We start from the raw sequence: 10,828 nt of genomic DNA on the forward strand, positions 1-10,828 counted from the left end.
ACTTGGATCCATCGAACTTTTTTGCGGTTCGGCGGGGCGGGGTGTGGGGTGCCGGCCGGCACCCCGTGCCCACCGGCCGGCACCCCACACCCCGCCCCGCCGAACCGCAAAAAAGTTCGATGGATCCAAGTGGGGGCAGGCTACGTCTCATCAACGTCCAGTCGGATCCTCCCCACGGAGGTGGGAAGAAATGGCCGGTTTCAGAGCCCTCGCAGAGCAGGTCCGCAATCCACGTCTCGTCGCGACCCAGCGACGCACCGCGCTGCGCAAGTGCCTTGAACGCTTCGCCCCTTACGGGCATCGGGCGACCTGGCACCATCTGTGCACCCGGGCCGGTATCGCGACCCAGGACCGCGATCCCGATCCGGAGCGGCTGGTGGCCGCGCTGGCGGAGCTTGAGGAGGCCCGTACTCTCTGGCTCGCGTACGAGGAAGAGTTCGCCGCCCGGCGGCGGAAGGAAAAGCACGACGGTATCCGGCAGCCCGGCGCCCTCGACGAGTGGCACCGGCGTACCTGGGGAGGCTGCGACATCGTGCCGTGCCAGTCTCCGCAACGGCACCCCGCGGCCCGCCTCGCGGTGGTGCTCCGCAACATGATCGTGGCGATGGAGGCGGGACGCCCGCGCCGCGACTGCCCGGTGTGCGGCGGCACCCGCTTCACCTGGCTCCCCGAGTCCATGAACCACCCGGCGTCCGGGCCGGCCTGCCGGGAGTGCGGGGTGCTCGCGCCGGTGTCCGTGCTCACGCCCGAGGTACTGATGACCGCGGACCGGGTCCGCGGCCCGGGGGCGTTCGCGGCGGCCTGACCAGGCCGGCGAAGCCGCACCCGACACAGGGGGAAAGGCCGGGTCCGGGCGTTGTCAGACCCTGCTGCCATCATGAGGGCATGCTTCAGGTCTGTCTCAACGGCCCCCGGACCGCGGCCGATTCCGGCGCCGTACCGATGTCACCCGCCGCCCTCGCCGCTGCCGCACGGCAGGCGGTGGCGGCCGGCGCCGAGGATGTCCATGTCCATCCCAAGACCCCGTGCGGCCAGGATTCGCTCGACCCGCGGGTGGTGGCCGCCACCCTGGAGGCGATCCGGGCGGTGGTGGACGTCCCGGTCGGGGTGACGACCGGCGCCTGGGCCGAGCCGGATCCCGAGCGCCGGCTGGCGCGGATCAGATCCTGGACGGTGCTGCCCGATCACGCGTCGGTGAACTGGCACGAGCCGGGTGCCGATGCGCTTGCCGCGGCCCTGATGGAGCGCGGCGTCGGCATCGAGGCCGGCATCTGGGCGGGCACCGCCGCCGCCGGGCTGTTCGCCCGCTCCCCGCTCGCGCCCAAGGTGCTGCGGGTGCTGGCCGAAGTGATCGGCACCGACGTCGGCCATCCCCCGGACGCCGCGCGCGAACTGCTGGCCGCGGTGGCCGGCGCCGCGCCCGGCCGCCCGGTGCTGCTCCATGGGATGGACGACGGGACCTGGCCGGTGCTGCGGCTGGCCGGTGAGCTGGGTCTGGACACCCGGATCGGCCTGGAGGACACCCTCCTGCTGCCCGACGGCCGACCTGCCCGCGACAACGCCGAGCTGATATGCGCCGCGGCCGCCGCACTGAGCGGCCCTCCTCGCGGCGCATGAACCATCGGTTGATGCACCACCCGTTCCTGAACCACCTGTTCAGATACGGCCTTTACGCGCCGACCCGGAAACTGAAACAACTGTGCACGGGCTGACCACCCGCACCGGCATCGCACCCGGCGGGCACCGGCCCCGCCCGTACGGCACCAGGCCGCACGGACCCCTCCCCCATGCCTCAAGGGCATGGGAGGTACCCCAGGAGAAGGTGGACCTCCATGGCCGAACTGCACGATCTGACCGCGCTCGAACAGGCCGAGGGAATCCGGTCCGGTGACATCTCCCCCGTGGAGCTCACCGAGCACTATCTGGCGCGGATCGAGCGGCTCGACGACACACTCGGTGCATTCCTCACCCGCACCCCGGAGATCGCCCGCAAGCAGGCCTCGGAGGCGGAGAGCGAGGCCGCCGCGGCCCGCCGCGAGGGTCGCGAACTCCCCCCGCTGTACGGCGTCCCCGTCCCGGTGAAGGACCTCAACCAGGTCGCCGGGGTGCGCTGCACGATGGGTTCCCGGGCGCTGGCAGACAATGTGCCGGTGCTCGACGACCATGTGGTCACCAAGCTGCGGACGGGCGGCACGATCCTGCTCGGCAAGACCAACACCCCCGAATTCGGACTGCCCTGCTACACCGAGAACGACCTCGCGCCGCCCGCCCGCACCCCCTGGGACCCGGAGCGCTCGGCGGGCGGCTCCAGCGGCGGGGCGGCCGCGGCCGTGGCCGGCGGACTGGCGCCGCTCGCGCATGCCAGCGACGGCGGCGGCTCGATCCGCATTCCGGCGTCCGTCTGCGGGCTGTTCGGCATCAAGCCCAGCCGGGGCCGGATCAGCGGCGGCCCCCTGCTGCACGACGTCTCCGGCCTGGCCACCTCGGGCCCGCTGGCCCGTACGGTCGCCGACGCGGCCACTCTGCTGGACGTCCTGGCGGGCCCCATGCCCGGCGACCCGTTCGCGGCGCCGTCGCTGCCACCGGGCGAGACCTTCGCCGCGCACGCCCGCCGCGACCCGGGACGGCTGCGGATCGCCTGCCTCATCGAGCCGCCCGTCCCCGGTGTCGAGGTCCACGCCGACTGCCGCACCGCCACCACCGACACCGCGGCGCTGCTGTCCGGACTCGGCCATGAGGTCGAGGAGTTGTCGCTGCCGGCCGACGACAGCATCCTCCTCGCCTTCACCCGCGTCTGGTCGGTGCTGGCCGCGAGCCGCCCGGTGCCGCCGGGGGGTGAGGAGCTGCTGATGCCGCTCACCCGCCATCTGCGGGCCCGCGGCGGCGAGGTATCCGGCACGGAATTCGCCCGCTCGCTGTATGCCTTCCGGATGCTCGCCCAGTCCCTCGCGGACGGGCTGATGCCGCCGGGCGGCTATGACGTGATCCTCTCGCCGACCGTGGCCGCGCCTCCGGCAGCGGTCGGCGCACTGCGCAACGACGCCGATCCGCAGGCCGAGTTCGCCGCCATCGGCGCCTACACCCCGTTCACCGCGGTCTACAACGCCACCGGCCAGCCCGCGGTGAGCGTCCCGCTCCAGTGGAATGCCGAGGGCCTGCCGATCGGGGTGATGCTGGCCGGCCGGTACGGCGACGAGGCCACCTTGATCGCACTCTCCGCCCAGCTGGAACAGGCCCGCCCCTGGGCGGGCCGCAAGCCGGCCATGTGGTGACACCCGGGAGTGTGCGTCCGCCCCGCGCCGGGGCGGACGCACACCCGCTCACCGCTCGTCCGGACAGCACCCCGGCGCGCCCTGGCCACCCGGCGTTCCACTCGGCCGCCCGCCCCCGCCCTGCGGGTCGCCGGCGCGCCGCTGCGCCCCCTCCGGGTCCTGGGCGCTCCGGTCGACCCGCAGCCGGCGCGCGCCGGGCCCCTGCTCACCGAGGTTGTCGTACGGATTGGACAGCGCGCAGGTCTCCAGCGAGAGACAGCCGCAGCCGATGCAGTCGGTCAACCGGTCGCGCAGTTCGACGAGTTGGGTGATCCGCTCGTCCAGCTCGGAACGCCAGCCCTCGGAGAGCCGGGCCCAGTCGGCGCGGTTGGGGGTGCGCTCGTCGGGCAGCTCCGCCAGTGCGTCACGGATCACCGCGAGCGGAATCCCGACCCGCTGCGCCGCCCGCACGAACGCCACCCGGCGCAGCGCGTCACGGGAGTAGCGGCGCTGGTTGCCCGCCGTCCGGGTACTGCTGATCAGCCCCTTGGACTCGTAGAAGTGCAGCGCGGAGACCGCGGCGCCGCTCCGCGCGGAGAGCTGGCCGACGGAGAGCTCATGAACCTTGTACGGAAGCTGGGGCACGGTTCCAGCCTAGGCCGTGTCCGTAAAGCCCCCTCGTCAAAGCTCCTCGTCAAAGCTCCTCGTCAAAGCTCCTCGTCAAAGTCCCCCGTCCGCCCGCGGGGTGGGCCGGGCGGGACGTGGCGGCCACGGCCGGGACATGTCCGGTGATCCCCAGGCGTTGACAGCGGGTGCCCGCACTCCGCATGCTGAGCAAGCGCTTAGTATGTGCCGGCCGGTCGGCGGCGGCGGATGGATCCCGAGGAGGCAGACGGAGATGGCACAGCCCCGAGTGTTCGGATCGCTCGACGAACTGCGGGCCGCGGTCGGTGAGGACCTGGGCACCAGCGACTGGCTGGAGATCGACCAGAAGCGGATCGACCTGTTCGCGGACGCCACCGGCGATCACCAGTGGATCCATGTGGACCCGGAGAAGGCGGCGGCCGGCCCCTTCGGCACCACCATCGCGCACGGCTATCTGACGCTGTCGCTGCTGCCCGCCCTCGTACCGCAGCTGATGCGGGTCGAGAACGTGACGATGGGCATCAACTACGGCAGCAACAAGGTGCGCTTCCCCGCGACCGTCCCGGTCGGCTCCCGGCTGCGCGCCACGGGCCGGATCGCGGAGGTGGCCGAGGTGTCCGGCGGCGTCCAGCTCACCACGGTCGTGACCGTCGAACGCGAGGGCGGCGACAAGCCCGTGTGCGTCGCGGAGACGGTCAGCCGCTTCTACCTGTAGACCGGCCGCCGCCCCGCGCACCGGGCCAGGACCCGACGGTCCGGTTCCGGGGCGGCACCCCGCCGGCCGCGTCACCCACGCCTCCACGTCGCGGTCAGCTCTCTCCGGTCCGCCCGATGATCCGAGCAAGATGACTCACCCGCGTAGTGACCTGCGCAGCAGAAGGCCGCCGATCCCCACCAGGGTAGGAAAGCCGCTCTTTGGCATGGCGGCGGTGCCTGTCACACCTACGGCGGTCAGAACGGCGCCCGCCGCGCGCTGGGCGGGGATGTCCTTGTGCTCCTCCGCGGACCGCAGCAGTCGGCCGCCCATCCACAGGGCGGGCGCGGCGGCCATGAACCAGAAGGCGGCGGCGCGATCGCCCCGGTCGGGCACGGAGTTGACGAGGCTTCTGTGCGCCATGTCGGCGAACACATCGCGGTAGATCACTGCACCGATGGCACCGTGACCGATGCCGACAACCTGGAGCCAGAATCCGGCTGAACGTCGCTTCATGGCCATATCGTACGAGCACCCCTGGGCGCACTCGGACGATGACCCGACCCGCAGATTCGCGTCGGCAGAGAGTAAGTGATCCCGCCGGATGGGGCCGTGAAGGCGAACTCCGATCGCTGACCCGAACGACACCCCCTAGCCCCGGTCCGGCGCCCCCACCATCCGCAGGACGAGATCGGCGTAGAGGGTGCCGACCTCGTCCGGTGTGCGCGGGCCGTCGGCCGTGAACCAGCGGGCGACGTCCACGCACAGCGACAGCACCGCGAGGGTGGTGCCCGGGACGTCGTCGGCCCGGAACTCCCCGCTGTCCGCGCCGTCCTGGATGATCTGTCGCAGCAGCCGGTCGGTCTTGCGGCGCAGACCGGTGATCTCGGTGTAGTGCTCGGGGCTCAGCGCCTGGAGCTCGTACTGGATGACCCGGGCGGTGGTGTGGTGCTCGGCGTGCCAGCGGGCGAAGGTGCGCACGGCGTCGCGCAGCCGCTCGGTGGCGCTGCCCCCGGCCTCGGCGGCGGCGCCCATGATGCGCAGCGCCTTTTCGTGGCCGATGCCGCTGATCCGGTAGAGCAGCTCTTCCTTCGTCTTGTAGTGGATGTAGAGCGCGGCCGGGCTCATACCGGCCCGGCCGGCGATGTCACGGGTGGTGGTCGCGTGGTAGCCACGCTCCGCGAAGGCCTCGACGGCGGCACCGACCAGCCGTCGCGCGGCGTCCGGGGTCACCCCGGCCCACTCCTCGTTCTCCTCTTCGGCCCGTTCCGCCGCCGCACCCATCGCGCTCCCCGCTCCTCGATCCGCCAGGGACCCTCCACTGACGGATCGAACACCATATCGCGCCGCTGAGCAAGCGCTTAGGGTCCGGCGGGTGCGGGCGGGACGGCCGGAGCGACGGACCGGAAGGCCAAGACCCCGGTCAGCGCACGGCCGAGGGCGGCATCTCGGTGGCCTCGACCAGGGTGTCGTACAGGGTCCTCACCCGGGCGCCCGCGGCAGCTTACCGGCCGGGTAGCCGTCGGGACGGGACGGTTGATGAGCACTGCTAGTTTTCGCCGGACGGCCTCTACCATGTGCGTCATGGCCCGACCCCGCAAGCCCCTGCTGAGCCGCGAGCGCATCGTCTCCACGGCGCTGGCGCTCGTCGACTCCGAGGGACTGCCGGCGCTCTCCACCCGGCGGCTGGCGGCGGAGCTGGGGGTGAGCGGGCCCTCCCTCTACCACCACTTCACGACCAAGGACGAGATCCTCGACGCGGTGGCCGACACGATCATCGCCCAGGTCGATGTGTCGGCGCTGGAGACGGGCGGGGACTGGCGCGCCGGGCTGCTCGGCTGGGCCCGCTCCTACCGCGCGGCGCTCGCCGCGCACCCGCACATCGTGCCGTTCCTCGCCCAGGGGCCCGGCCGCCGCCCGGCCGGACTGAAGATGGCCGACGCGGCGTTCGGCGGCATGGTCGAGGCGGGCTGGGCGCCCGCCCAGGCCACCCGGGTCTGTGCGATGGTCCGCTACTTCGTCGCCGGCTCCGCGCTGGGCTCGTTCGCCCGCGGCTTCGTCGACGACCCGAGCGCCTACGACCCCGCCGACTATCCGCATCTGGGCCAGGCACATCTGCTGGCGGAGCATCAACGGCAGGTGGACGAGGGCGCGTTCGAGACCGGGCTGCGCGCGCTGGTGGACGGTCTGGCGCTGCAATTCCCTGCGCGGTCCACCAAGGGCTGACTACCGTAAGTGTTCTGGCCATTACGGGAATTGGCCGGTCGTGGAGGAGGTCCCATGCCGCCGAGAAGGGTCGTCACCGGACGGAGCAAGGAGCCGCGCAAGCGGTTCGCGGAGGAACTGCGCTTACTGCGCACACAGCAGGGCGACAGCCTGCGGAAGCTCGGTGAGGTGCTCGGCTGGGACGCGTCGCTGTTCGGGAAGATGGAGAGCGGGAAGACCATCGGCAGCCCGGAGGTGGTGGAGGCGCTGGCCCAGCACTACGGGGCGGAGGAATGGCTGCTGACGCTGTGGGAGTTGGCGGTGGGGGATCCGACGCAGTTCAAGGAGCAGTACCGCCGCTACATGTCGCTGGAGCAGGAAGCGATGAGCCTGTGGCAGTACTCCGTGAGGAGGCCGCCGGGGCTGCTGCAGACGGCTGCGTACGCACGCGAAGCGCTTGCGGCAGGCGGCCACAGAGGCAAAGAGCTGGATGAGCAGGTCAACGCGCGGGTGGACCGGCGGAATCTGCTGGAGGGCGAAGACCCACCGCCGTTCCGCGTCATCCTCTGCGAAGCCGTGCTGCGGAACTCGCTGCGCGATCCTCGGGAGTGGCGGGAACAGTTGCAATACCTGGTGGACACGTCGGAGCGCCACAACGTCACGCTTCACGTCCTGCCGTTCGGCACTGGCCTGCATGGCCTGGACAGCACGGACGTGATGTTCCTGCGGCTGCTGGACGGCAGTACCGTGGCGTACGTCGAGACCGACGTACGCGGGGAACTGATCGAAGAAAACGACAGGGTTGAGCGTTTGCAGCGCGCATATGATGCGGTGCGCGACCTGGCGTTGTCCCCGGCCGAGTCGCAGAAGTTCATCACGCGATTGTTGGAGGAAATGCCGTGCGAGCCATCGACCTGAGCAGCGCGACGTGGCGTAAGAGTTCCTACAGCAACTCAGACGGCGGCAACTGCATCGAGGTCTCCGACGACTTCCTCACCACCGCCGCCTGGCGCAAGAGCAGCTACAGCAACTCCGACGGCGGCGAGTGCATCGAGATAGCCGACAACCTCCCCGCCCTCGTCCCCGTACGTGACAGCAAGAACCCCCAAGGGCCCGCGCTCGTCTTCAGCGCCACCGCCTGGGGGTCCTTCGTTGCCGCCGTGAAGAACAGAGCCGTCTAGAAGACGACCAGCGCCCGCCCGCCCTTGCCCGCCAGCATCGCGTCGAACGCGGCCGGGATGCCGTCGAGGCCGATCCGCTCGGTGACCAGCGCGGAGAGATCGAGCGCGCCGGAGCGGACGTGGCCGGCGATGACGGGGAGATCGCGGGCCGGGTCGCTGTTGCCGTAGACGCAGCCGGAGAGCGTCCGCCCGAAGTAGAAGAGCTCCAGGGCGGAGAAGGTCACCTGCTGCTCCTGGCCGCCGATGCCGACGACCGTCGTACGGCCGCCGCGGCGGGTCGCCGACCAGGCGGTGCGGATGGTTTCGGCGCGGCCCACGCACTCGATCGCGACATCGGCACCCACTCCCCCGGTGAGCTTGCGGATCCGCTTGGCGCCCTCCTTCTCGAAGAACGCGGCGTCCCCGGCCACGACGAACTCGGTGGCGCCGGCCGCGCGGGCCAGCTCCTCCTTCGCCGGTGAGACGTCCACGGCCACGATCGGACCGGCACCCGCGATCCGCGCCGCCTGGAGCGTGGCCAGGCCCACCCCGCCGACGCCGAAGACCACGACCGACTCCCCCGCCCGCACCCGGGCGCTGTGGTGGACCGCGCCCCAGCCGGTGAGCACCGCGCAGCCGAGCAGCGCGGCATCCACGAGCGGTATCCCGTCCGGCAGCGGCAGCGCGGCCCGCGCGGGCACCACGGTCTCCTCGGCGAACGCGGCGGTGCCCAGGCCTGGGTAGAGCGCGGTGGCGCCGCCGGCGAGGGTGGCGTACGGGGAGTGCGCGGCGAGGCCCGCGTCGGCGCACAGCCAGGGCTCGGCCAGGGAGCAGAAGTGGCAGTCTCCGCAGGACGGCGCCCAGTTGAGGACGACCTGGTCGCCGGGGGCCACCGTCGTCACGTCCGGACCGACGGCGGTCACGGTGCCGGCGCCCTCGTGCCCGAGGACGGCGGGGGCGGGCTGGCGCAGGGTCCCGTTGGACAGCGACAGATCGGAGTGGCAGACGCCGGCGGCGGCGAGCTTGATCCGGACCTGGCCGGGGCCGGGTGCGGGCAGGTCGATCTCGGTGACCTGGAGCGGGGCGTTGACGGCGGACAGTACGGCGGCGCGGACCACTGGATCTCCTCGGTGCGGGAGGACGGGGCAAGGGGCTGTCGGGCGGCGGGAGGCGGGGGCCTCCCGCAGCCCGGCCGGGTCAGAACTGGAGCGACTTGGTCTGGAGATATTCGGCCAGGCCGTGCGGCCCCAGCTCCCGGCCGATACCGGACTGCTTGTAACCGCCGAACGGGGCGAGGGGGTTGAAGCGGCCGCCGTTGATGTCGATCTGTCCGGTGTCCAGCCGGCGGGCGAACGCGGCCGCCTCGGCGTCGTCACCCGCCCAGACCGCGCCGGCCAGACCGTAGACGGTGCCGTTGGCGATCCGGACGGCGTCGTCCTCGTCCTGGTACTTCAGGATCGTCAGGACCGGGCCGAAGATCTCCTCCTGGGCGATGGTCATCTCCGGGGTGACGTCCGCGAAGACGGTCGGCCGGACGTAATAGCCGGGCCCGTCGACCGGCTCCGGGCCGCCCGCCACGACCCGCGCGCCCTGGGCGATGCCCTGCTCGATGTAGCCGCGGACCCGGCCCTGCTGGCGGGCGTTGACCAGCGGGCCGAGCCGCTCGCCGGGCACGTACTTGGCGGCCGCGGCGGCCGCCAGCTCGACGGCCTCGGCGTAGCGGTCCTCGTGGACCAGCATCCGGGTCCAGGCGCTGCAGGTCTGGCCGGAGTTGGCCATGACGTTGGCGACGCCCACGCCGACCGCCTTCGCCAGGTCGGCGCCGGGCAGGATGACATTGGCGGACTTGCCGCCGAGTTCCAGCGCCACCCGCTTGACCGCGGCGCCCGCGAGCGCGCCTATCTGCCTGCCGACGGTCGTCGAGCCGGTGAAGGAGACCAGATCGACCCCGTCGTGTCCGGCGAGGGCCTGCCCGGCGACCGGGCCGCGGCCGGTGACGAGGTTGAAGACCCCGCCGGGTATCCCGGCCTCGTCGACGCACTCGGCGAACAGCTGGGCCACCAGCGGGGTGTCCTCGGCGGGCTTGAGCACCATCGTGCAGCCGGCCGCGAGGGCCGGGGCGGCCTTGGCGACTATCTGGTGCAGCGGGTAGTTCCAGGGCGTGATCGCGCCCACCACCCCGACCGGTTCGTGCAGCACGGTGGAGTTGCCGATCTTCTCCTCGAAGGCGTGCGTACGGGCGAGTTCGGCGTAGGACGCGCTGACCGCCAGCGGCACCCCGGCGTGCACCGCCGTACTGAAGGCGAGCGGCGAGCCGAGTTCGGCGGTGATGGTCCCGGCGATCTCCTCGGCGCGCTCCGTGAGCCGGCCGTGCAGCGCGGCCAGCCGGTCCGCGCGCTCCTCGGGCGGGGTGGCGGCCCAGCCCGGCAGGGCGGCGCGGGCGGCGCGTACGGCGGCGTCCACGTCCTCCGCGGAGCCGGCCGGGACGGTGGCGATGACCTGCTCGTCGGCCGGGTTGACGACCTCGATCGTGTCGCTGCCGGCGGCGGGCCGCCAGCTTCCGTCGATGTACATCGCGTCGTGCTGCTTCACGTCGTGGTCCTCCCCTGCCGCCGATGTTCTTCCGGCCCCCAAACTAGCGCCGGTAGTTTTAGCTACGCCAGGGAGCCCGCCGCCACCCGGCCCGGGTGACGGCGGGAACGAGCCTACGGTGCGTCCGAAACGTCCCTTGATGCGGCCGGAGCGCGGTCCCTGTATGGGCCTGTGTGATCGAGGGCGCGGCCCCTGTGTGGTCGGGGGCGCGGCCGCACCCCCGCCGGCCGCGCCCCCGCTCCAGGTCCGGGAACCCCCGGACCTGGAGCGGGGGCGCGGCC

The 10,828-nt window shown here is 72.3% G+C and carries 12 protein-coding genes; 7 read left to right on the plus strand and 5 right to left on the minus strand.

Annotated elements, in window-relative coordinates; genetic code table 11:
- The first annotated feature begins 190 nt into the window (after nucleotides 1-190).
- From EST54_RS31145 to EST54_RS31155, 3 genes are all read left to right on the plus strand, one after another.
- Entirely contained in the window at nucleotides 191-805 is a 615-nt protein-coding gene (locus tag EST54_RS31145; RefSeq protein WP_129251052.1) for a hypothetical protein, read from the plus strand.
- Between the two features lie 80 nt (nucleotides 806-885).
- A complete protein-coding gene (locus EST54_RS31150; RefSeq protein ID WP_129251053.1) occupies nucleotides 886-1,617 on the plus strand; it encodes a 3-keto-5-aminohexanoate cleavage protein in 732 nt (243 codons plus the stop codon).
- A 215-nt stretch (nucleotides 1,618-1,832) separates the two neighbouring features.
- On the plus strand, nucleotides 1,833-3,272 hold the full coding sequence (locus EST54_RS31155) for an amidase (RefSeq protein ID WP_129251054.1): 1,440 nt from the start codon (nucleotides 1,833-1,835) through the stop codon (nucleotides 3,270-3,272).
- A 48-nt stretch (nucleotides 3,273-3,320) separates the two neighbouring features.
- Here EST54_RS31155 and soxR read toward each other — a convergent pair whose 3' ends face one another.
- Nucleotides 3,321-3,896, minus strand: coding sequence for a redox-sensitive transcriptional activator SoxR (gene soxR / locus EST54_RS31160; RefSeq protein ID WP_129251055.1), 576 nt, complete (start codon nucleotides 3,894-3,896; stop codon nucleotides 3,321-3,323).
- 253 nt (nucleotides 3,897-4,149) lie between these two features.
- Here soxR and EST54_RS31165 point away from each other — a divergent pair, with 253 nt between their 5' ends.
- Entirely contained in the window at nucleotides 4,150-4,611 is a 462-nt protein-coding gene (locus EST54_RS31165) for a MaoC family dehydratase (RefSeq protein ID WP_129251056.1), read from the plus strand.
- Between the two features lie 135 nt (nucleotides 4,612-4,746).
- On the opposite strand, the gene EST54_RS31170 is transcribed toward EST54_RS31165, so the two are convergent.
- Nucleotides 4,747-5,106 carry a DUF6463 family protein gene (locus EST54_RS31170; RefSeq protein ID WP_129251057.1) on the minus strand — a complete coding sequence of 120 codons (360 nt, stop codon included), beginning with the start codon at nucleotides 5,104-5,106 and terminating at the stop codon, nucleotides 4,747-4,749.
- A 135-nt stretch (nucleotides 5,107-5,241) separates the two neighbouring features.
- Nucleotides 5,242-5,874 (minus strand): TetR/AcrR family transcriptional regulator, encoded by a 633-nt coding sequence (locus tag EST54_RS31175; protein ID WP_129251058.1) that lies wholly within the window; start codon nucleotides 5,872-5,874, stop codon nucleotides 5,242-5,244.
- Between the two features lie 300 nt (nucleotides 5,875-6,174).
- Between EST54_RS31175 and EST54_RS31180 the strand changes: the two genes are divergently transcribed.
- From EST54_RS31180 to EST54_RS31190, 3 genes are read left to right on the plus strand one after another with little or no spacing between them, the layout of a single operon-like run.
- Entirely contained in the window at nucleotides 6,175-6,816 is a 642-nt protein-coding gene (locus tag EST54_RS31180) for a TetR/AcrR family transcriptional regulator (RefSeq protein WP_129251059.1), read from the plus strand.
- A 54-nt stretch (nucleotides 6,817-6,870) separates the two neighbouring features.
- On the plus strand, nucleotides 6,871-7,713 hold the full coding sequence (locus EST54_RS31185; protein WP_129251060.1) for a helix-turn-helix domain-containing protein: 843 nt from the start codon (nucleotides 6,871-6,873) through the stop codon (nucleotides 7,711-7,713).
- On the plus strand, nucleotides 7,695-7,976 hold the full coding sequence (locus EST54_RS31190; protein WP_129251061.1) for a DUF397 domain-containing protein: 282 nt from the start codon (nucleotides 7,695-7,697) through the stop codon (nucleotides 7,974-7,976). Before EST54_RS31185 ends, EST54_RS31190 begins: the two co-directional genes overlap by 19 nt.
- Here the strand turns inward: EST54_RS31190 and EST54_RS31195 are convergent.
- Together EST54_RS31195 and EST54_RS31200 are read right to left on the minus strand one after the other, a co-directional pair.
- Nucleotides 7,973-9,073: a Zn-dependent alcohol dehydrogenase gene (locus tag EST54_RS31195; RefSeq protein ID WP_129251062.1), complete on the minus strand. Its 1,101-nt coding sequence runs from the start codon at nucleotides 9,071-9,073 to the stop codon at nucleotides 7,973-7,975. The genes EST54_RS31190 and EST54_RS31195 overlap by 4 nt on opposite strands.
- Nucleotides 9,074-9,152: 79 nt before the next feature.
- The gene (locus tag EST54_RS31200; protein WP_129251063.1) at nucleotides 9,153-10,547 is read right to left on the minus strand and encodes an aldehyde dehydrogenase family protein; all 1,395 of its coding nucleotides are present in this window, start codon (nucleotides 10,545-10,547) and stop codon (nucleotides 9,153-9,155) included.
- Nucleotides 10,548-10,828: the final 281 nt, after the last annotated feature.

Source organism: Streptomyces sioyaensis (genome assembly GCF_004122735.1).
Classification (GTDB): Bacteria; Actinomycetota; Actinomycetes; order Streptomycetales; family Streptomycetaceae; genus Streptomyces; species Streptomyces sioyaensis.

Excerpts from the sequence above, each read along its gene's own strand:
- EST54_RS31150 (WP_129251053.1), top strand. The coding sequence starts at position 886 with ATGCTTCAGGTCTGTCTCAACGGCCCCCGGACCGCGGCCGATTCCGGC.
- EST54_RS31180 (WP_129251059.1), top strand. The coding sequence starts at position 6,175 with ATGGCCCGACCCCGCAAGCCCCTGCTGAGCCGCGAGCGCATCGTCTCC.
- EST54_RS31145 (WP_129251052.1), top strand. The coding sequence starts at position 191 with ATGGCCGGTTTCAGAGCCCTCGCAGAGCAGGTCCGCAATCCACGTCTC.
- EST54_RS31175 (WP_129251058.1), bottom strand. The coding sequence starts at position 5,874 with ATGGGTGCGGCGGCGGAACGGGCCGAAGAGGAGAACGAGGAGTGGGCC.
- EST54_RS31170 (WP_129251057.1), bottom strand. The coding sequence starts at position 5,106 with ATGAAGCGACGTTCAGCCGGATTCTGGCTCCAGGTTGTCGGCATCGGT.
- EST54_RS31165 (WP_129251056.1), top strand. The coding sequence starts at position 4,150 with ATGGCACAGCCCCGAGTGTTCGGATCGCTCGACGAACTGCGGGCCGCG.
- EST54_RS31155 (WP_129251054.1), top strand. The coding sequence starts at position 1,833 with ATGGCCGAACTGCACGATCTGACCGCGCTCGAACAGGCCGAGGGAATC.
- EST54_RS31185 (WP_129251060.1), top strand. The coding sequence starts at position 6,871 with ATGCCGCCGAGAAGGGTCGTCACCGGACGGAGCAAGGAGCCGCGCAAG.